Here is a 25,304-nt window from a genome sequence, read left to right as displayed (position 1 = left end):
TTTTGCCCTACGTGGTTTTGCCCTACGCGCAGGCTGCCGCCGGAGATGCCGCGATCTGCCGCATACGGCCGACCAGTTCGTCGAGCCGGCTCTCGGCCGGCCCCGTACAGTCCAGCAGCCGGCGGGCGGCGGCGGACAGCGAGGTGCCGCGTGCCGTGCTGTAGACCAGCGGCAGCCCGCAGCCCTTCTCCAGCCGGTGGATACGCCGGGTCAGCGCGGGCTGGGTGACCAGCAGCGTGGCGGCGGCGCGGTTCAGGCTGCCGATCCGGTCGATGACCCGGAGCAGATGCAGGTGCTCCGCCTCGAAACGGTTGTCCGAGTCCGGTCCGGCCCAGTGGAGTTCGGAGAGCAGGACGGGAAGCGGTCCGCGGGCCCCCGACGACGAGGCATCGGCCTCGGGCCGGGCCCGTATCGGACGCCCCGGCCCCTCGGTGAGCGGAGGGAAGGAGGCGGAGGCGGCGTACACGGGATTCCGTTTCGCCGCGCGCTGCGCGTAGCCGTACCGCAGCCAGGTGCACAGCTCATGGGCGAGCGTCAGCGGTACGACGAGCGGGTCCACGGCCAGCGTGAGCCGGCGGACCAGCCGCTGGCGCAACGGGCGCAGCACCAGGCTCAGTTCGTGCTCCGGCTCCGGGGAGAGCGGGGAGACCAGCGCGACGCCGTAGCCGCGGCCGACCAGCTCCAGGGCCGCGCTCTGCGAGCGGACCGTGAAACTGACGCGGGGAGCGGGCGAGAGGAGGGAGAAGGCCCATCCCTGGTCGTCGCACGCATCGCCGCCCACCGTGGCCACCCACTCCGCGTCGGCCAGGTCGTGCAGGTCGAGCGCCCCCCGCCGGGCGAGCGGATGGTCCCGGGGCAGCGCGACCCACTGGGGTTCGTCGACGACGGTGCGCACCAGCGCCTCGCTGCGCCGCAGTCCCGGCCTGCGGGTGGTCTCCCAGCCGCACGCGGCGTCGACCGCGTACCGCTCGAACCGCTGCCAGACATCACGGCTGTCACCCGCCACCACGTCGAACACCGCTTCGGGGAAACGATCCGCCAGGTCACGGCCCATGCCGTACGCCCGTTCCGTGCCCACCGCGAACTGCACGACCGGCAGCCGCTCCTCCGTGTCGGTGCGGTGGTGGGACGTGGCCATCGCGAAGTCGATCGCGCCCACCAGCCGCCGTCCCGCGTGCAGCAGGGCGTGACCGGCCTCGGTGAGCTCGGTGCCGGTGGAACTGCGCGACACCAGGGGCGTACGCAGCCGCCGCTCCAGCTTGATCAGGCGGCGGCTCGCCGACGACTGCGTCATCCGGCCGCCCCGCTCCACCGCGTGCAGGCTCCCATGGTCGGAGACCGCCTGCAGCAAGGCCACATCCGAACGCCGAAGATCGAACATTCAGCACCCCTCCCCCGTCGGACCGAACCCGCCCAACCGTCGCGGCAGGAGGGGCGGTACGGGCCTCGCGTGACGTACGTCTCGCCACCGTAAGGCCGTCCGAGGGCTCCGGGGGGCCGCCGTCAGGTAGTTGGCCGGATCGGGCGGGTGACCCGTCCGGAGCCGATCGGAGCCTCGGGCTCCGCCTGCCCGGCGGGCGGGAGGGCGGTACGCGGGAACGCCAGCGCCGCCGCGACCCCGGCGGCGGCCAGAACGGTGGCCCCCACGAAAACAGTCGTGTACGAGGAGGCGGCCGGATATCCATGGGTACTTGTCGTCACGGCCAGGACCATGAAGCTGACCTGCACGCCGAAGGACCCCCCGAGATTGCGCAGCACGCTGTTGATCCCGACCGTCACCGCCGTCGAACCGCTCGGCGAGGCGAGGGTGAGCAGCTCCGCCATCGCGCCGCCCAGCAGTCCGGTGCCCAGCCCGGTCAGCGCCGTGCCCAGCGCCAGGCCGGTGGCGGTCCCGGTCATGAGGGCGAACACGGCCGGGGAGGCGGCGAACAGCACGGTGCTCGTGATCATCACGGCCCGCGCCGTCATCAGGCCGGTCTGCCGCAGCCAGCCCGACAGCAGCCCGCCGGTGACGGCGGCGACCTGCATCGGGAGCATCACCAGCACGGTGAGGGTGCCGTCGGCGGACAGCCCGTAGCCCGTGGAGCGGGGGGCGTCGGCGAGCACCGGGGCCAGGATGCCCGTCTGGAACATCACCAGACCGGTCAGCAGGCTCACCACGTTGAGGGTCCAGATCGGCCGCCGACCGAGCAGCCGGGTGTCGATCGCGGGCTGCGCCGACCGCCGCTCCACACGCACGAGCGCCACACAGCCCGCGGCTCCGGCCACCAGCAGCAACGCCCCGGTGGCCGAGCCGAGCCCCTCCCGGCCGTACTGGCTCAGGGCCAGCAGCAGACAGGCGCTCACCGCGCTCAGCAGCAGGAGACCGGGGATGTCCACCCGGGTCCCGGACCTGCGCGGGGTCTCGGGCAGCACCGCCAGGCCCGCCAGCAGCAGGACGGCCGCGAGCACGCCCGCGGTGACGAACAGCCCCCGGAACGCGGCGGCCCCGTCACCGAAGACACCGACCAGCAGGATGCCGATACCGCCCCCCGTCCCGAAGGCCGCGGACAGCACCCCGGAGGGTCCGGCCAGCGACTGCCCCGGGAACCCCTCCCGCAACAGGCCGATGGCGAGCGGGAAGAGCCCCGCCGCGACGCCCTGCACCAGACGCGCGACGAGCAGGACGGTGAACGACTGCGCGGCGGCGGCCACGACAGCCGCCACCGCCACGACGGCGAGCACGGCGACGAGCACCACCCGCCGGCCGTAGAGATCCCCCAGGCGCCCCACCACAGGGGTGGCGACACAGCCGACCAGCAGATGGCCGGAGACGATCCACGCCGCGTCCGTGCCGGAGACCCCGAAGGCGTGCTGGATCTGCGGCAGCAGCGTGGCGACGCCCAGTTGAAGCAGCGCGAAGAGCCCGCAGGCCCCCGCGAGCACGGCCAGGGCCGCACGCCGTGCGGTGGACGGCGTGCGGTCGTGAGCCTTGTTCACCGCTGTTCGCTGGCTACCGGTTCCGCCAGGGACGTCACCTCGGCGGCCTCGAAGCGGTGGCAGTAGTGACCCATGCGGGAAACCGGGTAGCTGGTGCCGATCGCCGCCATCGTGAACGCCTTGAGGTCACCGGCCACCGGCCGGTAGCGCCCGTTCGCCCCGAAGCTCCGGTCGCCGTAGCCGACCCGGATCCGGCGCGGCTCCAGTGCCCCGCCGGTGAAGTAGCCGGGCCAGTCGTGGGCGTACTCGGCGGACTTGCCCTTCTCGGGCGCGTACTCCGGGCGCAGCATGACGTCCTGCTGGAACCGGAGCACGTCGTCCAGGCGGGCGTCCTGGTCCGGATGCAGGTCCAGGGTGCCGAGGTACTCCCGCAGTTCGGCCTGGAACCGGTCGAAGTCGCGGGCGATGCGGAGCCAGCCCCAGTTGTCGATCGTCCAGCCGCGGCGCTTGCCGTACGGGGCCAGATCGGCGGCCATGTCGGGCTGGCTCGCGACCAGGTTGGCCAGCGGCAGGGTCGGTATGTCGATGTAGTCGTGGTAGAGGCTGCGCATCCGCAGATACAGGGCGCCGAGGACGCTGTCCGGACGTTCGGCGAAGTAGTTCTGCAGTCCCTCGTAGAAGCGGGTGTAGCCGATCTCGTGCTCCTGCCGCAGGAAGATCGACAGATAGCGGGTGTAGCAGCCGTTGTGCAGGAACTGCACGGCCTGGATGAAGCTGAAGCACTCGACCCAGTCGGCGCGCGGCATGGCGTTGGTCTCCATGACCATCTGCATGGTCTCCGCCTCGTCGTCGGGTGTGCCGTCGCGCTCCACGTACATCCGCTTCGGGACGGTGCGCAGCCCGTACGTGGCGATCTTCTCCGGGGTGTTGAGCGGCGCGTTGGGGAGAATAGCCAGCTCGTAGACCCTCAGGTCCTCGTGATTGCCCGCCTCCAGCAGCGAGCCGATGCCATCGCGGAAGGAGCGCGCGGTCTCCAGGGGCAGGCCCAGGATCAGCTCGGTGTAGGTGTGGATGTTCTCCGCCGCGTACCGCTGCTGGAGCTTGCGGTAGTTGTCCAGGCCGATGTTCTTGCGGTCGATGGCTTCCAGGACGTCCATGTCGGTGCTCTGCATCGACAGGGTGGTGCCCATCAGCAGATCGGCGTCGTGCCAGGTCTTGCTGATGTCGAAGACCCGGTCGTTGGAGTTCTTGGCGAAGTTGACCCGGACCTGCCTCGGGGCCCCCAGCTCGCCCCGGGTCTCCGCCAGGGCGTGCGCGATTTCCAGGTCGCGCGGCATGATGCCGAAGTTGGCATCACAGATGAACAGGTCCTCCACGTCGTGGCGGGCGAACCACTCGATCTCGTCCTGCAGACGTTCGTCCTCGAACTTCCGCAGCGTGCTCATCGTCGCCGAGCCCCAGTCGCAGAACGAGCAGGAGTACGGGCAGCCGCGGTTGGTCTCCCACAGGGCGTAGAAGCGCAGCCCCCGCTCCCGGCAGGTGGCCACGGCTCCGTCCATCACCCCCAGCAGATACGGGCTCGGAGTGTCGATCAGCCGCGGCAGCCGTACGGCCTTCGGCCCGGCCACCGCCGCCGCTCCCCGGCGCACCGAGACGCCCGGCACCGTCGTGTAGTCCGGGCTCGTGGTCAAACGCTCCGCCAGCAGTCCGCGGAACGCCACCTCGCCCTCGCCGTGCGCCAGCACGTCCACGTACGGGTGCCGTTCGAAGAAGTCCCCCGGCCGGTCGGGGACATGCGGTCCGCCGGCCACGATCAGCACGTTCGGGTAGCGCTCCTTGACCAGCCTCGCCACCTTCATCTGGCGGCGGAAGTTCCACACGTAACAGGACAGGGCCAGGACATCGGGCTCGACGATGCCGTCCGCCATCTCCTGGACCGGCGCGACCAGGAAGACGGGCTCCTGGAAGGCGTAGGCGGCGGCGATGTTCTCGTCCTGCTCCGCGTAGGTGCGCAGCAGACCGGCCACCAGGGGCAGGAAGGGGAACGCGTTGAGGCCGATGAAGTACACCTTGCGGCCGCGGCTGGGGAGTTCGGCGGACATGCTGGTCACGGCTCCTCGTGGTCGGACGGTTCTCGCTGTGGGCACGGGCCGGTCGGTCTTACTTCGTACTGGGGACGCGCTCCGGCTCCCACGGGCGCGACCAGTCCGCGCCGCCGCGGATGGCGCGGAGCATCTCGTCGAAGGCGCTGTCGTCGGAGTAGTAGAAGACCGACGGGTCGGCGCCGGAGGTGACACCGGGAGTGGCACGCGCGCTCGCCCCCGCCAGCAGATCGGCGAGCCGGTGGTAGAAGGTCTCCAGCGGCAGCCGGGTGGGGAACAGGGCGTGGTAGCAGTCGAACAGCTCCGGATCGTCGCTGATCAGCTGGGACCTGCTCTCGTCGTACAGGTCGGTGCCGGGCAGCGGTGTCAGCACCGAGAAGCTAGGCATGTCGACTTGTAGCTCCTCCACGGTGTGGCTGAGCCGGGCGAAGTCCTCGTCCAGCCAGTTGGGCTGCACGATGAAGTTGGCCCGCACCTTGACCCCGTTGGCGTGGAAGAGGTCCAGCGCCCGCCGGGTCTGGCCCGGGTCGGTGCCCTTGCGGTAGCCCGACAGTTCGTCGTCGGTCATCGACTCCGCGCCGACCAGCACCGAGTCCAGACCGACCTCGGCCCAGCGGGCGATCACATCGGGCCTGCGCAGCGCCGTGTCGGTCCGTACGTACATATGGAACCGCTTGCGGAAACCGGCCTTGTCGATGGCGTCGGCGAGCTCCAGCATCCGTCCGGGCTGGATGAACGCCTCGTCGTCCACGACGTACAGATTCCGGCCCTCGATGTCGGCCATCTCCGCGAGCACCCGGTCGATGTCCTTCACCAGGTAGCGCCGGTCCGTCATCCGCCACAGCGAACAGAACTTGCAGGTGTACGGACAGCCGGCGGTGAACCGGATCAGCGACACCGGGCGGTACACCGAGTGAAAGTAGTCCCCGCGGTGGTGGGCGAGCAGCGAACGGTCCGGCATCGGCAGGTTGTTGAGCGCCGCGGGCTTCGGTCGGCGGTCGCGCTCCAGACCGGTGCGCGCGTCGTACGGGGCGAGGCCCGACACGGGGGAGGGGGAGCGGCCGGCCTCCAGCTCGGAGGCCAGATGACTGAGCGCCGCGCCGCCCTCACCGGCGACGATCCAGTCGGCCGAGAAGCCGTTCAGCCACTCCGCCGACACCGTCGGATGGTGGCCGCCCAGCACGATCGGGACGTCGGGCCACAGCCGCCGCGCCTCCCGGCTCACTTCCCGCGAGACGTGCACGCTGGTCGTGTAGGGGATGGCCACGCCGATCAGGTCGGGGGGCTCGTGCGTCTGTGCGTACGTCTCCAACGACGGGTCCAGCCGCAGATCGTGGATGGTCACGTCGTGATCGCCGCGCAGCGCGCCGCCGAGATACTCCAGCGGCAGCGGTTCGCAGCAGCTCAGCCGGTCGCTGAGGAGGGCCCGTTCGTTCCGAGGCCACACCAGCAAGACCTTCATCGGGTCCCTCCCTCTCGTCGGTCCCGGTCGCCGTGCCCGTCCTGGCAGAAGACGGAGGTCGCGAGGGTGTGCAGCCGCTCGGTCTGGACGCGGGGGTCGTCGCCGCCCAGCGTGGCGGCGAACATCCGGCTCATGGCGGTGCCTTCGTGGATGCCCCGCTTGGGCCGCCAGGCCACCTCCGCGGGCAGGACCTCGGCTGCGGCACTGCGCAGCACCCACTTCGCCGTGCCCTCGCGGACCTTCAGCCGTCCCCGGATGCCCAGGGCCGCCGCCATCACCTCACGCGTCCAGTACGGGTAGCGGACGACGATGTCGCGGGCGTCGGCGAAGGCCGGACCGAACTCGTTGCTGCGGGCCGTCGCGGCGGTCTGCGCTACCACCGCCCGCTCGATGTCCGCCTCGCTTCCGGTCCCGCCGAGCCCCGCGAACAGGAGGTCGGCGCCGTATCCGGAGAGCAGCACCTGACGCCGTTCGGCGGCCATCGTGTTGAGCAGGAAGCAGGCGGGCGCGGCGATCTGGAGCGTCAGCAGGTCCCAGGTCTCCAGCGCGCGGATCATGCCAGGCAGCAGCTCCGAGAGCTGGTCGGGGCCGAACATCAGCTCGTGGTGCTTGCTGCCCAGGCGCTCCGCGAACCACGCGGCCTGCTCGAACTCGTCGCCGAAGGGAGTGCCCACGGTGTACGTGTGCAGTTCCGCGCCGGAGGTCTCCCGGGCGGCCAGCGCCGCGACCGTCGAGGAGTCCACCCCGCCGCTCAGCATGACGCCCATCTCGTCGACACCGGCGGCCAGTTGCCCCACCGACGTACGCAGCGCTTCGCGTACGGCGGCCACCGCCTCCTGCGGGTCGGTCGTCACCGGCTTGTCCGGCAGCCCGCGCACCTGACGGGTGGCGAGCGGCTCGGTGCCGTACGCGTCGACGGCCAGCGTCACCGCGCTGTTCGCCGGGACCGCCGTCACCCCCGCGAAGCGCCCGCCCGGCAGCAGCGACTGCGCCGCGCCGCCGAGCACCGGGGAACCGGCCAGCAGCGGCAGCACAGCTCCGGCCGAGGTGGCGATCAGCAGGCTGTCGTCGGCGGCGCGCGCGTAGTGCAGCGGGCAGGTGGCGCCGACATCGCTCCACAGGGTGGCCCGGCCGCCGCGTACCAGCACCGCGCAGAAGCGCGCGTAGCACCGCTCGGTCCAGGACAGCAGCTCGTCGAGCGGGGCGTGGACCGGCGGGGCCTCTTCGGTCAGCCGGTCACCGTGCACGACCAGCGCGTCCGCGCCCTCGCGCACCACCAGGGTGCTCAGTCCGCGACCCGTGCCCAGGGCTTGGAACTCCACCGGGCCCGAGTGGCAGCGCAGCAGGAAACCGGCCATGTCAGTACACCCCTTCGACGCGTCGTCCTTCGGTGAATTCAGGGGAGTACGGGTCCCCCAGCCAGGGCCAGGGATAGCGCTCGGCGGCCACCCCGTACGGGCGCACCCGGCGGGCCCGGTCGCGCTCCAGGAAGCCGGGCACCAGCGCGTCGTCGGTCAGCCGCCAGACGCGTACCCGGCCCTCCTCGCCGTACGGCACCTCGGCGCCGTGCTCGTCGATGACGTCCAGCGCGACGTGCGGCCGGCAGGGGACGTAGACCACCCGGTGGTCGTCCTCCGCCTCGTACGGCTTCTGCCAGTTGATGCCGGTGGTCGAGGTGCCGTACATACCGACGACCGGCACCCCGGGGAAGACTTCCTCGCGCAACTCGCGGTGGGCGTCGGGCTCCATCGTCGTACCGGCGTGGACGATGGCCCGTACACCGGCCAGCGCCTCGGTGCCCAGCCGCTCGGGCAGCATGTCCAGCAGCCGCGAGGTGCAGAAGACCACCCCGATGTCCTGCGACCGGACCACTTCCGCCACCTGGTCCCAGATGTGCTGGACATACCGGTCGTACGCGGCCGTCATGCCCTCCTCGCCGAAGATCTTCACGATCCGCGGGTCGAGGTCGATCGAGAAGCACATGCCGCCGCGCCGCTCCGCGAACGCGACGACGAGCCGGCCCGTGGTGTGCGGTCCCATCGGCCCGACGAACAGCCAGTTGGTGTTCCTCGGCACCCCGTGCAGATCCAGGAACTCGTCGGAGAACTCCAGGATGTCCGCCCAGTAGCGCGCGCCCCAGGTCCCGTGCTTGGCGGGCCCGGTGGTGCCGCCGGTCTGGGCGGCCCACAGTGCGCCGCCCTCGCCGAGCACCGACCGCGGGACGAAGTTCTCCAGCGGGGTCCGCCGCGACGCCTCCTCGTAGTGCATCTGGTCGGCGCCGTCCGTCAGCCCGAGCAGGGTGACGGCGTCCTGGAGACTCAGGACCTTCTCCAGGGCGTTGGTGCCCAGACGCCGGTCCCGCTCCAGCCAGTAGGGGGTGCCATGCCGGGGGTCTAAGTGGAGGCGGACGGTCCGGCGAACGTCGTCGTCGGTGATCGGACGGAGCACCGACTCGCTCGGACGTGGCATGGCGGTTCCCTCTTCTCTGATGCTGTCCCTGCCGCCGGTCACGCGGAGGTGCCCGGCAGAACTGCCTTCTTCTTGAACAGGAAGTCGGCCACATACCCCTCGTGCGGATCGCGGGGGTCGTAGCCGCGGTCGAACTCCTCGCCGCCGAAGACCTTGTCGACGCCGGGTTCCTCGGCGAGCGCGCGGACCAGCCCGCCCGCCTCGCCGAGCACGGACACGATCAGCGAACCCGCACAGGCCGCGACCGCCTTCGAGCGGGGGACATGGGCCACCGCCGTGAACGGGAACGGCAGTTCCGTCCCGAACAGCGGCGAACCCGCGTCCAGCAGCAGCACCGTGGGGCGCAGATACGCCACACCGTCGAGATCCACCCGCAGCGGCACCCCGGTGGCGGCCTCGGTGACATCGACCGCGCCCGCCGCGATCTCCCGCTCGATACGCGTCGCCAGCGTGTCCCGTACTGCACGGTCCGGGAAGGCCGGAACCGTGGCCGACGGGTCGTCCAGCGGCAGCACCGGACGGGTCGCGAACTCCCGCGCGAGCTGCCCCGCCGCGTCCTCGGCGTCGCCGAGCACGACCAGGGAGCTGATGTTGGTGCACAGCCGCCCGCAGCCCGCGAACGCCTCCCGGGCCAGCCGCTCCCAGGCGTCCTTCGGCCCGTCGTCGCCGACGAGCGCCCGGCTGCGGCCGTAGTGGTACGTCTTGACCTTCCCCGGCGGCAGGTCGGCGGGGACCTCCTCGCCGGGCCACAGCACCTGGTCGGCCAGCCGGCGCAGGGCGGGCGCGTCGCCGTGCACCAGCGAGACCGCGTTGTCCGGCAGCCCGGCGGCGTACAGCGCCTCGGTGACCAGTACCGCCGTGAACGGGTCCCTGGCGGAGGTGCTCAGCAGCACCGGGCGGCGCGCGGCCAGGGCCTGCATCCACTCGATGCCGATGGTCGGGAAGTTGTCGGGCACCCGCACATGCACGGACCGCCCGGCGGGCCGCCAGCTCCACCGCGGGTCGTCGCCGCCGGTCCGGTACGCGGAGACGGTCCCGTCCGGGGACTGCGCGGCAAGGATCTCCTCCATCCGGCCCAGATCGTCGGCGACCGTACGGACCCCGCGCTCCGCCCGCCGCAACGGCAGACCCGTCGCCGCGGACAGCGCCCGCAGCCACGGGCCGAGCTCCCCGCCGTCCAGCCGGGCGGTGAGCCGCCCGGCGGCGTCGCGCAGCAGCCCGAACCAGGCGTCGTCGTCGATCCCGCGCAGCACACGGGCCGTTTTCGCGGCCTCCTGCGCCATCCCGAACTGCACCAGCCGCCCGGCGTTGCCCAGCCGGGCCAGTGGCCGCCCGGCACCGTCGTGCAGCTGCCCCGGCCGGTTCGACATCACCGGGCGCGAGCCCGAGTACGCCGGAACGTCCAGGGTGCCCGCATTGCCCCCAGTGCCCGGGACAGCCGGGGAGGCCGTCCCGGCCGCTGTCGTGAGCATCGTCACTGGACCTCCGGGACCAGGGCCGCGGGCTCCTTGGCCACCGGTGCGCCACCGTCCATCAGACCGAGGCGCGTCTGCACGGTCTTCAGGTTGGCGAGGAAGGCGATGCGCTTGTACTGGCCGTCCTTACGGGTCGGGGTCATGTCGTCGTAGAGCTTCCACAGCTCGTCGATGGAGGCCCCGGGGCTGGACGTCACCGGGACGTGCCCGGTGTAGCAGTCGGTGTCGCTGGTCTCGACCGTGAACTCGACGCGCTTGGCCATGTCCTTCTCGAGGTCGGCATGGAACGGCACGAAGAAGCAGGGGGACACGATGTCGTGGGGGTTGTCGCCGAGCCGGGCCTGCAGCCAGGTGATGGTCGAGCGCATCGCCTCGTCGGTCTCGCCGGGGATACCCAGGATCATCGTGGCCTGCGTGCCGATTCCGGCCTTGCCCAGGGAGTCCAGCGCGCGCTCGGTCACCGCGACCTTGACCGGCCGGCCCAGGCGCTTGAGCAGCGACCAGTCCAGCGTCTCCACGCCGACCAGCAGCCGGAAGCAGCCGGACTTGCGCAGCATCTTCGCCATGTCGTCGTCGATCAGGTCGGGCCTGGCCTTGGCCTCCCACTCGAACTTGCCCTGCAGACCGGAGTCCTCGATGGCCTGGCACAGCTCCTGCATGCGCGGGACGTCCTCGACGAAGTCGTCGTCCTCGATCCGGATGCGGTCGAAGCCGTGCACCTCGACGAGTTCACGGATCTCCGCCAGCACCCGCCCTGCACTGTGCCGGCGCTGACCGACACCCCATTGGTGCTTGGAGTAGCAGTAGGCGCAGGCGTACGAGCAGCCGCGGGCGGTGACGACGTTGCCGGCCCGGCCGCGGGAGATGGTCCGGTACCGCTCCATGTCGGCCAGGTCGCGGGCCGGCATGGGCAGCTTGTCCAGGCGCATCACCTGCGGGGCCGCGGGTGTCTCGACGACCTTGCCGTCGTCGTCACGGAAGACGATCCCGCGCACCTTGTGGAAGTTCTTCCGGCCGTTGGTGCCGAACTCGTGGACCAGGTGCGAGAAGGTGACCTCGCCCTCGCCCTTGACGACGACGTCGGCGGAGCCGTCCTCGACCAGCTGGCGGGCCAGCGGGGTCGCGCCGACACCGCCCAGCACGGTCAGGGCGCGCGGGTGGTGGTGCTTGACCTCGGAGGCGAGCTTGATGCCGTTCTTGAGGCTGGAGGTCAGCACCTGGATGCCGACGATGTCCGGACTGAAGCCCCGCAGGGGCTCGTTGGGCGTGGCGAGCGGCCGCTGCAGGACGAAGAGCTGGTCGTCGATGAAGTGGACGTCGGTGCCCACGGTGTCGTGGAAGGTGCCTTCCCGCAGTACGGCGGCCAGGGACAGCAGCCCCAACTGCGGTGCGGAGATCGACTCCCCTGAGTACGCCGACCGGCGAGCGTTCACGAGAAGAACTTGCATGCTTGTCTGCCTCCTGCGAGTGGACAGTCCTCAGGCGCGGTCCGGCTGACCGCCCGCAGCCTGCGTACACACGGGGCCTGTGGCCGGCGAACGTGCTGTGCGTGCGGCCCGCGTGGCACACGGTGGGCCTGCTCCGGTCGTCAGCGGGTGATCAGGGATGGGGGGACCGCCGGGCGTCTGACCCGGCGGTACGGCGGGAAGAGCGGGCCGGGCTGCATGTGTGCTCCAGCCCACCACGGGCCTCCGACGCCGTCCAATGCCTTTAACGGGTCGCGCCCGCACTGCCGTGGCATGGGCGCACGGCCCGCCTCCGGCCATGCCGTCGGCGCATCACGGCGATGCGCCAACGGCTGCTGTGCCGGGCGCCGGCTCTGTGGCAGCATCGCTGCGGAGTTCAGCAGACCGAAGTGATCCTGCACGCGCTCCGGAGAGGTACCGATGACCGCTTTCCAGCGACCGGCCGACGCAGCGGACGTGACGACCGTGACGTCGGACCCCGCGGCAGACCGCGAGACGTTCGAGCGGGACGGAGTGATCCGCTGGGACAACGTCCTGACGCCCTCCCAGGTGATCGCGCTCCGCGCGTCCATGGAGCGGGCGTTCTTCGCCGAGGGCGACAAGCCCGCCGACGGGGTCCTCGACCTGTCCGAGACGACGGAGAGGCCGAGCGACAGGGCGCTGCTCCAGAAGATCGGCATCTGGCAGAACGACCCCGTCTGCGAGGAGCAGATCCGCCGCCCCGACCTGGTGCCCCGCGTGGAGGCCCTGCTCGGCGGGCCGGTACGGCTCTTTCGCGACCACTCCTTCTACAAGCCCGCGGGCAAGGGCGAACGCAGCCGCCTGGTGCTGCACCAGGACAACCGCTACTGGCACCTGGACCCGCCGGACGCCGTCACCATCTGGATGGCCCTGGACGACGCCACCCTGGAGAACGGCTGCGTGCACTACGTGAAGGGCACCCACCACCTGGGCCGCGTCGAGCACGTACGCCCCGAGGAGGGTGCCGTCCTCGTCGAGGCCCTGACCGACCAGGAGACGGTGCCGTATCCCATCCCGGCGGGCAGCGCCCTGGTGCACCACATCAACACCCTGCACGGCTCGGGCCCCAACCTCACCGACCAGCCCAGGCGCGCCTATTCGCTGGTCTTCGTGCGGGCAGACACGACGGTACGTGGCAGGCCGATGACCGACTACCCGCTCGCCGCCGACCTCATCCGGTGAGCCGCTCGATGCCCGACACCGACACCGACACCCCGCCCGCCGGTCTTCACCCGGACACGTACGAGACGATCCTGCTCGAACGCGCCGACGGCATCGCCTGGGTCACCCTCAACCGGCCCGAGCGGCTCAACGCCACCACCGAGCGCATGCATTACGAGCTCATCGACGCCTTCGCGCGGGTGGCGGACGACGGGGTCACCAAGGTGCTCGTGTTCACCGGTGCCGGGGACCGGGCCTTCTGCATCGGCAGCGATCTGGGGTTCCTGGGCGAGGTGCTGGCCGGCGACAAGGGCGACACCGAGATGTTCGAGGTCTACCTGGCGCGGATGAACCGGGTGGCGTTCGCCCTGGAGCGGCTGCCCATGCCGACCATCGCGATGGTGCAGGCCAAGGCGCGGGCGGGCGGCTTCGAACTGGCCATGGCCTGCGACCTGGTGCTGATCTCGGAGGAGGCGCGCATCGGCGACGTCCACACCCCGTACGGCCATATGGCGGGCGCCGGCGCCTCCCACCGCGCGGTCCGCAAGATGGGTCTCCAGCCCGCGATGGAGATGCTCCTGACCGGCCGTTGGCTGTCGGCCGCCGAAGCCGTCCAGACGGGTCTGGCCCTGCGGGCGGTGCCGAAGGACCTGCTGCGCGAGGAGACCGCGGCACTCGCCGCCACACTGGCCGCGATGCCGGGCGACTGTCTGCGCCATGTGAAGGCCGCCGTCATGGGCGGTCTCGGTGTCTCCGGGGAGGAGGCCGTCGCGGCGGAGACACGCGAGTACCTCGCGCTGATGCGGGGCTCCACCGGGCCGGTGGACGGATTCCGCCAGGGCCAGCGCGATCGGGCGGCCCGCCGCGAAGGCGTCAACTGACGCCCCCGTAACGGCGCTTGGCGTCGGCCAGTTCCTCGACCCGGGTGGTGTCCCACGGGCGTTCCCACCCCGCGAGCCGCAGCAGCCAGGCGACGAGGCTCCCGGTGAAGCCCCACAGGAACAGCTCCCCGGCCAGGAAGCCGGGCCCGGTGTAGCCCGCTGTCATACGGACCCGCAGCCGGCCCGCCGGATCGGCGAGATCCCGTACGGGGACCCGGTGCACGGACACGATCTCGCTGCCGTCGCTCGCAGGCGTCGTACCGCCCTCCCACCAGCCGAGCACGGGCGTGACGGAGAAGCCGCTCCAGGCCAGGTACAGCGGTCGCAGCGGGGTGACGACGCGGATGGCCACCGGGTCGAGGCCGGTCTCCTCCGTCGTCTCGCGCAGGGCGGTGTGCACCGCGTCGCGGTCCTCGGGCCCCACGGAGCCGCCGGGGAAACACACCTGTCCCGGATGGTCCCGCAGCGCGCCGGAGCGCCGGAGGAACAGCAGATCGGGCCCGCTCTCCCCGGCGCCGAACAGCACCAGGACGGCGGAGGACCTGCCCGAGGCCGGGCCCGGCGAGGTGTAGCGCTCCAGTTCCGGAGCGCTGTCCCGGCCGGCCCGCAGGGCCACGTCGGTCAGCCAGGAGGGCACGTGGGGTCCGGGCGGAAGTCCCGTGTCGAGAGCCACGGCCGCCAGCGTAGGGGAGCCGCCGGTCCCCGGCGCCGGTCTCCACCGGCATTGGCGGGGAATCGGTCATGCCCTTTGCGGCGCACCCCGATGCGCTCGGGGCATGACTGCCGAGCGGCCGTGAAACCAGGCCGGTTGAGGTCACCGTGTGCCGTGTGACGCCCCGGTACCTTGAGGTGATCGCGCCGCAGGGGCGTCTCGGGGAGGACAGCGGATGAGTGTGCGTCAGGGGACGGACGGGGCCGGACCGGCGACGGCCGGGCCGACGACCGGGCCGATGAACGCGCTGACGGATGTGGCGGGGCTGCGGGTGGGCCATGCGGCACGGACCGGCGACGGCTGGCTGACCGGCGTCACCGTGGTGCTCGCCCCCGAGGGCGGCGTCGTGGCCGCCGTCGACGTGCGCGGGGGCGGCCCCGGCACCCGGGAGACCGACGCGCTGGACCCGCGCAACCTCGTGCAGCGCATCGACGCCGTGGTGCTGACCGGCGGCAGCGCCTTCGGGCTCGACGCGGCGGGCGGTGTGGCGGAGTGGCTGGAGGAGCGGGGGCGCGGCTTCCGCGTGGGGCCGGGCCCGGACCAGGTGGTCCCGGTGGTCCCCGCCGCCGCCCTGTTCGACCTCGGGCGCGGCGGGCGGTGGCGGGCCCGGCCGGGTGCTGACCTCGGGCGCGCGGCCGTCGAAGCGGCGGACGGTACGGAGGAGGGCGCCGCGGTACCGCAGGGCTGCGTCGGCGCGGGCACCGGCGCGGTGGCCGGCGGGGTCAAGGGCGGCGTCGGTACGGCGAGTGTCGTGCTGCCGTCCGGGGCGACCGTGGCGGCGCTGGCGGTGGTCAACGCGGCAGGCTCGCTGCTCGATCCCGATACCGGGCTTCTCTACGGCGCCCGGACGGGCCTCGGTGACGAATTCCTGGCGCGCGGGCTGTCCACCATGCCCCCGGACGAGGCACGGCACACCCGGGCGCAGGACCGGCTGACCGCGGCCCGCGCGGAGACCGGGCGGCGGCAGGCGGGTCCGGTGCAGCCGCTCAACACCACGCTGGCCGTGGTCGCCACCGACGCGGCGCTGACCCGCCCGCAGGCGCAGAAGCTGGCCGGCACCGCCCACGACGGCCTGGCCCGCGCGGTGCGGCCGGTGCATCTGCTCACCGACGGCGACACCGTCTTCGCCCTGTCCACCGGGCAGTTGCCGCTGGTGCCGGAGAGCCTGGAGACATCCGGCGGCACGGCCGACCGCTCGGGCTGGGGTGCTCACCTGGAAGCCATGGAACTCAACGCGGTGCTCGCGGCGGGTGCCGATGTACTCACCCGGGCCGTGGTCCACGCGGCCCTGGCCGCCGAAGGCGTCGACGGTCCGGGCGGCGACTTCCCCTCGTACAAGGAGCTGTACGGCTGACCGTTCAGCGGCAGGAAGGTCGAGGGCCCGTCACTTGTCCGGTGTCCGGACCAGCGACAGCAGCCCGCCGAGCACGGCGAACAGGGCAAGGAACAACGCCGTGCCGACGCCGTCGACGGCGTCCTCGACCACATGGCCCCCGAGGAAGAACCACACCCCGGTGGCGGCGATGACGAGCAGATGATTGCCCCGCTCCTGCATCGCGCGCATCCCCGCCCACAACAGCACCGGCATGCACGCCACCCCGGCGATCAACGCCAGCACCGATTCGACGGAACCCGCCAGGAACGCGTCCGGGTTCGCGTCCCGCGCCCCCGACGCCCAATCCCTGCCGCCCGACCAGATCAGATAGCAGACGGTGGCGGCCACTTCCGATACGACAGCGCCCTTCACCCCACGAGCGGTACGGATTCTCGCCGTATTCGTCATACCTTCAGCCTTTCATGGCACAGGCAGGGGACCTGAGTACACGTACTCAGGTCCCCGCCCGTTCTTGCGTTCTCTTACGTTCCTACAGCGTGTGTTGCAGGCTGTCGGCGTACAGTCGCGCACCCGGAATCTTCGGGTGGAACGACTTCATGGACGGTGCGATGTTGCCCGGCAGCCAGTCCGGGTCCCGGGCGTCGGCCTTGGCGTGACCGGACAGCACGATGCCGTGCACCGTCTCCGGATCACCACAGATCGCCTTGCCCGCGAACTCGTCGCGCGGGTCGGAGAACACCGCCTTCGCGGCGTACAGCCGGTTGGCGTCGTCGACCGCGCCCTGCATCTCGCCGGCCAGCGTGTCCGCCATGCTGTTCAGCCACGGCGCCTCCTCGGTACCGATACCGAGGACACAACCCCCGACGCCCTCAAGGAGCTTCGGGTAGCCCATGAGCACGATCTTCGCGTTCGGCGCCTTCTTGTGGAGCTCGTTGAGCATGCCGGTCAGACGCGGCCGGATCTGCTCGTTGAGCCACTTCGGCGCCCACTGGTCCATCGGACCGGTCTCGCCGCCGGTCTTGCTCCCGTTGTCGGGGTTGACGGCGTCGATGGAGTTGTTGTTGCACACGGTGCCGGCCGTGATGCACTCCTGGATGATGTCGGCGAACCGTGCGTCGTTACCGCCGATCGACAGGGTGACCAGCGTGGTGTTCTGGTCGAGATACCCCTGCTGGATCTGCGGCAGTTCGCTGTTCTGCCCGTCGCGCAGGATGTTGTAGTGGCGGGCACCGGAGCACGCGATGAACTGGAAGTCCATGATCTTGTCGCGGTCGTCGGCCATCTGCCCGATGGACTTGGTGTAGCCGGGCAGGGCGGCCTGACGTGCCCAGGCGTACTTGGACCGGTGGCACTTGTTCTCGGTGTCCGGCTGCTGCGGGTCGTAGTAGTCGGAGTCGTTGTAGTAGTCGTCGCCGCCGTTCTCGGAGGCGCCTTCACCCGAGGAGTACGAGTCACCCATGGAGACGACCTGGTGGGTCGGCTTGGCACCCAGCGGCTCGAAGCCGACCGAGTCCCACGCCACGTCCTCCGTGCCCTTGCCGTCGTCCGTCACGTTCGACAGCGCCACCGTCGGCACGCCGGTGAAGTTGAACGCCCCGAGCGACACCCACTTGTTCTCCAGCACCCGCTGGGGCTTCACCCGCTTCGGGCTGGTGGAGTTGGTACCGCCCACCGTGTAGGCGGCCTGGCGGGTATGGGCACCGTGGTCGGGCACGTGCGCCCAGACCCGCATCCAGCCCCGGTCCGTCGTGCCCAGCGTCCAGGTACCGGTGGTCTTCAGCCGGGAGGCATCCGTCGTCCCGGTCTTGTTGGTGTGCGTGAACCAGAAGTGGTTGCCGTGCGCCGCACCGATCTGATGGAGATCGATCCGGGACGAGGCGGAGCCGAAGTCGAAGTTGAACGTCCCCGACGAGGACACCGCGCCGCACGATCGCCCGGTGGACCCCACTGGGGTGACGCCGTTGGCGACGTCGTCAACGATCTTCGTTCCGGTGGGCAGCCCGGACGCACACCGCGGCGGGTAGGAGTTCTCGTCCGGCTGTTCCGGATAGGTGTCGTCGAACCGGTGGAGCGGGTGCCCGCACTGGGCGCTGCTGGTGCAGTTCTTCCACGTGACGGACTTGTGGAACCAGCACTTCAGGTACAGCGGGTCCGAGCTGCTCGGGTCTCCCGGCAGCAGGCAGGGGCCGCCACCGGTGTTGTTCGTCGCGCCCGTGCCGATCTTCGACGGGTTGCAGTCGTTACTGGAGTCGCAGAACAGGCCGATCGGGGGCTTGGCCGTCGTGCGGTAGGCCGTGGACGTCCACCACGCGGCACGGTAACCGGGCTGGAAGTCACCGGGCTTGAACATGGCCGCGAGCGGCCGGGCCGCCCAGCCGATGACCTTCTCCGAGTACGGCCAGTCCTGCGGGTGCGCGGCGTGACTGTAGTCGTCACCGCCGCCGGAGTTCTCCAGGAACGGGGTGCGGTTCTCCTTCCACAGCGGGTTCGCCGGGTTGTTCGTCCACCCCACGCCCCACTTGCCGGAGGTGGTGCCGGACGAAGCCTGCGTGTAGTAACCGCTGTTGTACGCCCACAGGGCGAAGAACCAGTTCTCGATGTACTTCGGGTCGCCGCCGTTGATCATCAGGCCGTCGGCGCGCGTCTGGTTCCACTTCTCGATCAGGATGTTCACGCCCGCCGCGATGTTCGCGGCGTAGTCGAGCGCGATTGCCTCCTGCTGCGCCACCGTCTTCGTGGGCTGGCCCTTGCCGGGGAGCCGCATGCCGTCGGTGACCTGCGTGACACCGTAACCGCAGTCGGACTTGCTCCAGTTGATCAGCCACGGGTCGCTCTGCTGGCCGTCGGAGGCGTACTCGATGCCGTAGAAGTTGCCGATCAGCGAGTTGGCCGAGACGCCCGGTACCGCGTACCGGGTGGCCTGCCACATGTTCGACTCCTGCGCGGTGATGCCGAGCATCACCTGCGCCGGTACGTGCCAGTCGGCACCGCTGCCGCCCGCCAGGGGCGTCAGGGGGAACATCGACTGCGGCGCGTACCCCGCCATGCCGGTGTTCTTCCAGTTCGCCGCCCTGGTCACATGCTTGTTGAGCTGACCGACGACGGCCTGGTCGACGGCCCACTCGATCTGCCGCGGGGTCGGCTGGAACGCCTGCTTCTTCACGTCGTTCCGCGGCACCGAGCACGTGCGGTCCGTGTCGATGGGCGTGGCCATCGTCGACACACCGCCGGACTTCGGGGCCGCGCCCAGGGCCGGGCTCATCGCGGTCGCGGCGCGCTGGGCCTTCTCGTCGCCGATCCGGTTACCCGGCGCGGCGTTCAGAACGGCCGTCTCACCCGTGTCGAGCGCCTTGAGGGTGATCCGGGCGGCTCGCGGTGAGGCGGCGTCCTTCGCCGAGATCCGCGAGTCCTTGCCGTCGGCCCACGCGGTGGTCACCGCGGCGGCGCCGCGACTGGAGATCCGTGCGTCCTTGTCGATGCCGCCCGGGTTGCGGACGGCGCCGGGGAGCGCCCCCTTGCTGCGTGCCTCACCGGTGACGTACACCGCGCCCGAGGGCGTGCGCGCGATGTCGAACCGGCTCAGTCCGCCCTGAGCGAGCTTGGCGGCCCTGCCCTTGCCGTTCGCGGTCCGCAGCGTTCCCGCGGTGACCCGGGAGACGGCTGCCTGGTCGTCGGCCGATGACCCCGCCTTGCCGCCGGGGAGGCGGTCGATGAAGGTCACACCGCCGTCGGCGTCCGGCTTCAGCTGGAACGGCGGGGCGTGGGTGGGAGCCACCGTCCGCACCGTCGAGCCGTTGATCTTCACGACCTGCCGGCCGCGCGCGGCGACGATCGCGCCGCCGACCGGAACCGCCGATGTGACCTGACCGGCCACCGTCGCCTTGGCGGAGGTGCCCGTGCCGGCCTCGACCCTGACGAGCCGGGTCTCGTTCTTCTTCGAGGTGTTCTCGTCGGTGAACTGGGAGAACACCACGTCGTCGCCCGTACCGCAGCCCGGGGAGAAGTACGCCAGCGTGGCCTGGAACGGCAGCTTGCGTACGTCCCCGCTGCGCAGGTCCACGATGGCGGTGAACGCGCCGCGGCTCATCAGATCGGGCTTGTTCGTGAACGTACGGGGGGCGTACGCCACGGCGGCGTACCGGCCCGATTCGGTCACACAGGCGTTGCCGATCCACGCGTCCGTGTCGAAGCCCGGCTCGGACAGCGAGGCGGCGGTCTTCCACCCGTAGCCGTCCTTCTCGTCGGCCACCATCACATGGAAGCCCGAGCCGTCACCCGAGGTGGTGAACGCCTGGTCCGAGGACGACCGGTAGTCCGTGCCCAGCACCTCGGCACGCTTTTTCGCGGGAACCGAGCGGGGCTTGACCCCCGGATCGGTCCCGTCGGCCGAGGGCGCGGTCGGCGAGGACCAGCCGTTCGCCGCTCCCGGGGGCACTGCGTCCGCGAAGGCCTGCGTCGTCCCGACACCGCAGGCCACCGCAAGAGCGGCGACAGCGGCCACCGAAACACGCGCATGTCTTAATACGCTGCGTCTCAACTTCCCGTCCTTTTCCTGGTGTTCGCGCCCAGGACCGGGCGCGTGACCGCACCCGGGAACCGGCGCCCGCAGGCACACGAAGGCAGACTCCCTGGGGGCGGAGACCTTGACGTGGGGCGGGAGATCGTCAGATCTCGACCGCGCCTGATTCGGCTCGTCCGTGCCATCGTGTCACCGGGCGCTCTTCTGCCGCTCTCCTCCGTTCCGCGTGTCCGCGCCCGACGTGGGCGCCCCCTGGCCCTTGCGCGTCAGGTGGCGCTGGGCGGGAAGCAGGGGAGCGATCGCGGCGAGGGCGACGAGGATCACGGCCATGGCCCGGAACGCGTTGCCGTAACTCTCCATGAGCGCGGCGGGCGGGCCCGTGGCGCCGCTGGTGGTGAGGGTGAGCAGGACGGCGAGGCCGAACGCCCCTCCGAACTGCCGTGAGGTGTTCACCAGTCCGGACGCGGCCCCGGCCTCGGTGGGCCCGACCCCGGAGGTGACCGTGAGGGTCAGGGGGGTGCTCACCAGGCCGCCACCGAACGAGATCACCACCGCCGGCCCGAGTATGCCGGAGAGGTATCCGCTGTCCGGACCGATGCCGCTCTGCCACAGGAAGCCCGCCGCGGCGACGAGCGCGCCGGAGGCGATCAGGACACGGGCCTGTACATACCGCATCAGCCACGGGGTCAGGAACAGCCCGACCAGCAGCATCACCACCGTGTGCGGCAGGAACCCCAGGCCCGTCTGCGCGGCGCTGTAGTGCAGCACCCCCTGCATGGTGAGGGTCAGGAAATACCAGATCGGGATGTGGAAGCCCGCTCCGGCCAGCATCATCCCCACGTTCCCCCAGCCGACCCCGGGCAGCCTCAACAGGCCCGGCGGGACGAGCGGTTGGGTGGCGTACCACTTCTCGACCGCCACGAAGGCGGCGAGGGCGACGACCCCGCCGGCCAGGGGCAGGGCGGTGGCTGGGTCGGTCCAGGCGTGGATACGGGCCTGGGCGATGCCGAGCGTGAGCAGGGCAAGACCCGCCGTGGCCAGCACCGCACCGGGCAGATCGAGCCGGACCCGTCGCGGCGGAGCGGTGCGGTCCTTGAGCAGCCGGGCGGCCAGCAGGAGCAGGGGAATCCCGATCGGCACATTGATCAGCAGTACCGACCGCCAGGACAGGTACTCGGTCAGGATGCCGCCGAAGAGATTGCCCGACGCCCCGCCGGCCAGGCTGACCGCGGTCCAGATCGCGAGCGCTCTGGTCCGCCGCGGCCCCTCGGGGAACGTGGTGGTCACCATGGTCAGGGCCAGCGGGGCGAGTACGGCCGCCCCGACGCCCTTCGCCGCCCGCGCCGCGATCAGCATCGCGGGCGACGAGGCGAGCCCGCCGACCGTCCCGGCGACGACGAACACCGAGAGGCCGACGAGGAAGACGCGCCGGTGCCCGTACAGATCGCCCAGCCGTCCGCCCAGCAGCAACAGCCCGGCGAACGCCAGGGCGTAACTGCTGACGACCCATTGCAGGTTCGCCGGGTCGAAGCCGAGCTCCTTCTGCATCGAAGGAAGCGCGACGGTGATCACCGAGACGTCGAACAGAACGATGAACTGTGCCGCACACGCCAACGCGAGCGTCGACGTCGCGGTGGTTTTGCCGCGCATGTCCCTCCCCAGGAGCCGTTCAGCCAGGACGGTGCCGTACGTCTCGACCGGTCTACTGGGAGAAGTCCACCCCCTGCGCCAGCGCCACCCTGCCCGAGTAGTTCACCGTGTTGGTCGCGCGGCGCATATAGGCGCGCCAGGCGTCGGAGCCGGACTCGCGGCCTCCGCCTGTCTCCTTCTCGCCGCCGAACGCCCCGCCGATCTCGGCGCCCGAGGTGCCGATGTTGACGTTGACGATGCCGCAGTCCGCACCGTCCGCCGCGATGAACCGCTCGGCCTCGCCCTGGTCCGCGGTGAAGATCCCGGACGACAGCCCCTGCGGTACGTCGTTGTGCAGCCGGATCGCCTCGTCGAGGTCCCGGTAGGTGAGGACGTACAGGATGGGTGCGAAGGTCTCCTCGCGTACGACGGCGGTCTGCGCGGGCATCCGTACGAGAGCGGGCCGTACGTAACCGGCGTCGGGCGCCGCGTCCTCCAGCTCCTGTTCACCGCCGACGACCACGGTGCCGCCCTCCTGGACCGCCCGGTCGAGGGACTCACGCATCCTGGCGTGCGCCGCCTCGTTCACCAGCGGCCCGACCAGGGTCGAGTCCTGGAACGGGTCGCCGACCGGAAGCCTGCGGTACGCGGAGGCGAGCCGCTCGACGACGGTGTCCACGATGTCGGCGTGCACGATCAGCCTGCGGAGCGTGGTGCACCGCTGGCCGGCGGTGCCCGCCGCCGCGAACACGGCGGCGTTGAGGGTGAGATCGAGGTCCGCCGATGCGGTGACCACGGCCGCGTTGTTGCCGCCGAGCTCAAGGATGGTGCGCCCGAACCTGGCGGCCACCCGGGGGCCGACCTCGCGGCCCATCCGGGTCGAGCCGGTCGCGCTGACCAGCGGTACCAGCGGCGAGTCCACGAGCTGCGTGCCGGCCTCCGCACCGCCGAGCACCACCTGGTTGAGGTGGGCCGGGGCGCCGGTCTCGGCGATCGCGCGGTCGAGCAGGGCGGAGCAGGCCAGCGCGGTCAGCGGGGTCAGCTCGGACGGCTTCCAGACCACGGTGTCACCGCAGACCAGGGCCACCGCGGCGTTCCACGCCCACACGGCGACCGGGAAGTTGAAGGCGCTGATCACACCGACCACACCCAGCGGGTGCCAGGTCTCCATCAGCCGGTGACCGGGGCGCTCGGACGGCATCGTGCGGCCGTAGAGCTGGCGGGACAGGCCCACCGCGAAGTCGCAGATGTCGATCATCTCCTGCACTTCACCGAGTGCTTCGGAGCGGATCTTGCCGGCCTCCACGGTGACCAGGTCGGCCACGTACTCCTTGTGCTCGGTGAGCAGTTCGCCGAGCCGCTTGACCAGCGCGCCGCGCACCGGCGCGGGGGTGGTCCGCCAGTCGAGGAACGCGGCGTGCGCGGCCTCGATGGCCCGGTCGATGTCCGCCGGGGTGTCGGCGCGCAGACCGAACAGGTTCTGTCCGGTGACCGGTGTGCGGGCGGCCAGGGCGTCCCCCTTGACCGTGGCGAGTTCGACTCCACACCTGGCCAGGGCGTTCTCCGCCCGGGCGCGTATGTCATCGGTGCTGCTGACTGCGGTAACCATGCCGACTCCTGGTCGATCGTGCCGGGGCCCGGCCGGTTCGCGGCCGGCACCCGAAGCTTCCACTACTTCCGAGGTGTTGATCCTCGGTCCTGCAACTCCTTCAGCGCCTCCGCCAAGCAATCGATCTCGGCCTCGGTGGTGTAGAAGTGCGTCGAGACCCGGATCAGGGGCCCGTCCGGCCGCTCGGCCACCGCCGACTCGATCCGGAAGCGCTCCCAGAGACCGCGGCGCAGTTCGTCCGCGTCCGTACCTCCGGGCAGACGGAACGCCACCATCCCGCCGGACAGGTCCGCCGAATCCGGTGTGGCCGGTTCCAGTCCGTACCAGCCGGTGAGGCGGTGGCGTGCGTAGTCCGTCATCTCGCGCATACGTGAGCGGATTCTGTCGTGTCCGAGCTCCGCCTGGAAGCCGATGGCCTCCGGCAGTGTGAGCCACGGGCAGATGTCCCGCGTTCCCTCGCACTCCAGCCTGCGCAGGCGGGGGGTGCTGCCGAACCGGTCGCGCTCGTCCGGCGGACCGCTTCCGGCCGGGGGATGGTAGGCCCAGCTCACCTGCGAGGGCCGCAGAGTCTCCTCATGTCCCGCGCCGATGTGCAGGAAGCCGACGCCGGTGGGGGCCAGCAGCCATTTGTGGCCACTTCCCGCGTAGAAGTCGCAGGGCAGGGCGGCCAGGTCGAGCGCGGTGAACGCCGGTGCGTGGGCGCCGTCGATCATGGTCAGGACGGAGCGCCTGCGGGCCTGTTCGCAGAGTTCCGCGGCCGGCAGCACCAGCCCCGTCGGCGATACGACATGGCTGAAGAAGAGCAGCCGGGTCCGCGGGTTCATCGCGGCGACCGCGGCGTCGACGATCTCCTGGGGGTCGCCCGGCATGTCCGGCAGCCGGAACGTCCGTACGGTCAGCCCCTGTTCCCGGGCCACGCGCTCCCAGCACCACCGCATCGGCGCGTACTCGTGGTCGCTCATCAGGATTTCGCCCGGCGCGGCCGGCCGCAGCGAGGACGCCACCAGATTGACGGCCGCGGTCACATTGGTGGTGAGGGCCAGGCGGTGCGGCTCGCTGCCGACGAAGGCCGCCAGGGACTCGCGGGCCCGCCACAGCAGCGGGGGGACGTCGCGCAGCAGGAAGTCCATCGGCTCGTGGGCGAGCCGGCTGCGCAGAGCGGTGACGCGCTCGAAGACGCGACGGGGCAACGGCCCGCCGGAGCCGGTGTTCAGGTTGACGACGGTGGGGTCGAGCAGCATCTGCTCACGGGCACCGGCCCAGTCCGTATCGGCCATGTGGTGTTCTCCCGCCCCTAGACAACGGACACATAAGACAGAACAGGGGCCTGCCGACATATCCCGAGCCGATCCGAAATGTTTTCACGCGTTACACGCTGCAGGCGGGCCACGTCAGTGTAGACATCATTCCGGTTCTGTCCATACCTCTTCTTCGCCACTGTTCCTTATAGGACAGCACTCGTCCGAAAGAGGACGACAAGAGCTGCAGAAGAGAGCGTCAAGAGTTTCTGGTCCTAGAACTGGTGCGCTGACCTGGGAGTGCG

Annotated in this window: 17 protein-coding genes; 3 read left to right on the top strand and 14 right to left on the bottom strand. The window is 71.0% G+C overall.

From position 1 onward, the window contains the following. Positions 1–22 precede the first annotated feature (22 nt). From ACFT7S_RS05450 to ACFT7S_RS05415, 8 genes are all read right to left on the bottom strand, one after another. Positions 23–1,381 (bottom strand): LysR family transcriptional regulator, encoded by a 1,359-nt coding sequence (locus tag ACFT7S_RS05450; protein ID WP_382727293.1) that lies wholly within the window; start codon positions 1,379–1,381, stop codon positions 23–25. Positions 1,382–1,503: 122 nt separating this feature from the next. Then, complete coding sequence (locus ACFT7S_RS05445; protein WP_382727290.1) at positions 1,504–2,979, bottom strand: MFS transporter; 1,476 nt, start codon at positions 2,977–2,979, stop codon at positions 1,504–1,506. Further along, a complete protein-coding gene (locus tag ACFT7S_RS05440) occupies positions 2,976–5,021 on the bottom strand; it encodes a B12-binding domain-containing radical SAM protein (RefSeq protein WP_382727680.1) in 2,046 nt (681 codons plus the stop codon). Before ACFT7S_RS05440 ends, ACFT7S_RS05445 begins: the two co-directional genes overlap by 4 nt. 58 nt (positions 5,022–5,079) lie before the next feature. Further along, positions 5,080–6,483: a B12-binding domain-containing radical SAM protein gene (locus ACFT7S_RS05435; RefSeq protein ID WP_382727287.1), complete on the bottom strand. Its 1,404-nt coding sequence runs from the start codon at positions 6,481–6,483 to the stop codon at positions 5,080–5,082. Beyond that, the gene (locus ACFT7S_RS05430; protein ID WP_382727284.1) at positions 6,480–7,841 is read right to left on the bottom strand and encodes an asparagine synthase C-terminal domain-containing protein; all 1,362 of its coding nucleotides are present in this window, start codon (positions 7,839–7,841) and stop codon (positions 6,480–6,482) included. Before ACFT7S_RS05430 ends, ACFT7S_RS05435 begins: the two co-directional genes overlap by 4 nt. Position 7,842: 1 nt before the next feature. Continuing rightward, complete coding sequence (locus tag ACFT7S_RS05425; protein WP_382727281.1) at positions 7,843–8,952, bottom strand: AMP-binding protein; 1,110 nt, start codon at positions 8,950–8,952, stop codon at positions 7,843–7,845. Between the two features lie 38 nt (positions 8,953–8,990). Further along, complete coding sequence (locus tag ACFT7S_RS05420) at positions 8,991–10,424, bottom strand: aldehyde dehydrogenase family protein (protein ID WP_382727278.1); 1,434 nt, start codon at positions 10,422–10,424, stop codon at positions 8,991–8,993. 2 nt (positions 10,425–10,426) lie between these two features. After that, positions 10,427–11,875 (bottom strand): B12-binding domain-containing radical SAM protein, encoded by a 1,449-nt coding sequence (locus ACFT7S_RS05415; protein WP_382727276.1) that lies wholly within the window; start codon positions 11,873–11,875, stop codon positions 10,427–10,429. Between the two features lie 438 nt (positions 11,876–12,313). On the opposite strand from ACFT7S_RS05415, the gene ACFT7S_RS05410 reads away from it, so the two are divergent. Continuing rightward, a complete protein-coding gene (locus tag ACFT7S_RS05410) occupies positions 12,314–13,096 on the top strand; it encodes a phytanoyl-CoA dioxygenase family protein (protein ID WP_382727273.1) in 783 nt (260 codons plus the stop codon). An 8-nt stretch (positions 13,097–13,104) separates the two neighbouring features. After that, positions 13,105–13,956: an enoyl-CoA hydratase/isomerase family protein gene (locus tag ACFT7S_RS05405; protein WP_382727270.1), complete on the top strand. Its 852-nt coding sequence runs from the start codon at positions 13,105–13,107 to the stop codon at positions 13,954–13,956. On the opposite strand, the gene ACFT7S_RS05400 is transcribed toward ACFT7S_RS05405, so the two are convergent. Next, positions 13,949–14,629 (bottom strand): NUDIX hydrolase, encoded by a 681-nt coding sequence (locus tag ACFT7S_RS05400; protein WP_382727268.1) that lies wholly within the window; start codon positions 14,627–14,629, stop codon positions 13,949–13,951. The two genes, ACFT7S_RS05405 and ACFT7S_RS05400, sit on opposite strands and share 8 nt — an antisense overlap. Positions 14,630–14,843: 214 nt before the next feature. On the opposite strand from ACFT7S_RS05400, the gene ACFT7S_RS05395 reads away from it, so the two are divergent. Next, the gene (locus tag ACFT7S_RS05395) at positions 14,844–16,022 is read left to right on the top strand and encodes a P1 family peptidase (protein ID WP_382727265.1); all 1,179 of its coding nucleotides are present in this window, start codon (positions 14,844–14,846) and stop codon (positions 16,020–16,022) included. 30 nt (positions 16,023–16,052) lie between these two features. Here the strand turns inward: ACFT7S_RS05395 and ACFT7S_RS05390 are convergent, their stop codons facing one another. From ACFT7S_RS05390 to ACFT7S_RS05370, 5 genes are all read right to left on the bottom strand, one after another. Beyond that, positions 16,053–16,451: a hypothetical protein gene (locus ACFT7S_RS05390; RefSeq protein WP_382727262.1), complete on the bottom strand. Its 399-nt coding sequence runs from the start codon at positions 16,449–16,451 to the stop codon at positions 16,053–16,055. An 82-nt stretch (positions 16,452–16,533) separates the two neighbouring features. Further along, positions 16,534–20,505, bottom strand: coding sequence for an SGNH/GDSL hydrolase family protein (locus ACFT7S_RS05385; protein ID WP_382727259.1), 3,972 nt, complete (start codon positions 20,503–20,505; stop codon positions 16,534–16,536). A gap of 207 nt (positions 20,506–20,712) precedes the next feature. Beyond that, positions 20,713–22,173: an MFS transporter gene (locus ACFT7S_RS05380; RefSeq protein WP_382727256.1), complete on the bottom strand. Its 1,461-nt coding sequence runs from the start codon at positions 22,171–22,173 to the stop codon at positions 20,713–20,715. 52 nt (positions 22,174–22,225) lie between these two features. Further along, a complete protein-coding gene (locus tag ACFT7S_RS05375) occupies positions 22,226–23,761 on the bottom strand; it encodes an aldehyde dehydrogenase family protein (RefSeq protein WP_382727254.1) in 1,536 nt (511 codons plus the stop codon). Between the two features lie 62 nt (positions 23,762–23,823). Beyond that, the gene (locus ACFT7S_RS05370; protein WP_382727251.1) at positions 23,824–25,038 is read right to left on the bottom strand and encodes an aminotransferase class V-fold PLP-dependent enzyme; all 1,215 of its coding nucleotides are present in this window, start codon (positions 25,036–25,038) and stop codon (positions 23,824–23,826) included. Positions 25,039–25,304 lie beyond the last annotated feature (266 nt).

Origin of the sequence: Streptomyces sp. NPDC057136 (assembly GCF_042670885.1) — a bacterium.
GTDB lineage: Bacteria > Actinomycetota > Actinomycetes > Streptomycetales > Streptomycetaceae > Streptomyces.
This window is presented reverse-complemented; position numbering and strand designations above follow the sequence as displayed.

Coding starts and splice junctions, on each gene's coding strand:
- ACFT7S_RS05415 (WP_382727276.1), bottom strand. CDS start 11,875: ATGCAAGTTCTTCTCGTGAACGCTCGCCGGTCGGCGTACTCAGGGGAG.
- ACFT7S_RS05375 (WP_382727254.1), bottom strand. CDS start 23,761: ATGGTTACCGCAGTCAGCAGCACCGATGACATACGCGCCCGGGCGGAG.
- ACFT7S_RS05430 (WP_382727284.1), bottom strand. CDS start 7,841: ATGGCCGGTTTCCTGCTGCGCTGCCACTCGGGCCCGGTGGAGTTCCAA.
- ACFT7S_RS05390 (WP_382727262.1), bottom strand. CDS start 16,451: ATGACGAATACGGCGAGAATCCGTACCGCTCGTGGGGTGAAGGGCGCT.
- ACFT7S_RS05410 (WP_382727273.1), top strand. CDS start 12,314: ATGACCGCTTTCCAGCGACCGGCCGACGCAGCGGACGTGACGACCGTG.
- ACFT7S_RS05450 (WP_382727293.1), bottom strand. CDS start 1,381: ATGTTCGATCTTCGGCGTTCGGATGTGGCCTTGCTGCAGGCGGTCTCC.
- ACFT7S_RS05380 (WP_382727256.1), bottom strand. CDS start 22,173: ATGCGCGGCAAAACCACCGCGACGTCGACGCTCGCGTTGGCGTGTGCG.
- ACFT7S_RS05395 (WP_382727265.1), top strand. CDS start 14,844: ATGAGTGTGCGTCAGGGGACGGACGGGGCCGGACCGGCGACGGCCGGG.
- ACFT7S_RS05435 (WP_382727287.1), bottom strand. CDS start 6,483: ATGAAGGTCTTGCTGGTGTGGCCTCGGAACGAACGGGCCCTCCTCAGC.
- ACFT7S_RS05405 (WP_382727270.1), top strand. CDS start 13,105: ATGCCCGACACCGACACCGACACCCCGCCCGCCGGTCTTCACCCGGAC.
- ACFT7S_RS05425 (WP_382727281.1), bottom strand. CDS start 8,952: ATGCCACGTCCGAGCGAGTCGGTGCTCCGTCCGATCACCGACGACGAC.
- ACFT7S_RS05420 (WP_382727278.1), bottom strand. CDS start 10,424: ATGCTCACGACAGCGGCCGGGACGGCCTCCCCGGCTGTCCCGGGCACT.
- ACFT7S_RS05370 (WP_382727251.1), bottom strand. CDS start 25,038: ATGGCCGATACGGACTGGGCCGGTGCCCGTGAGCAGATGCTGCTCGAC.
- ACFT7S_RS05440 (WP_382727680.1), bottom strand. CDS start 5,021: ATGTCCGCCGAACTCCCCAGCCGCGGCCGCAAGGTGTACTTCATCGGC.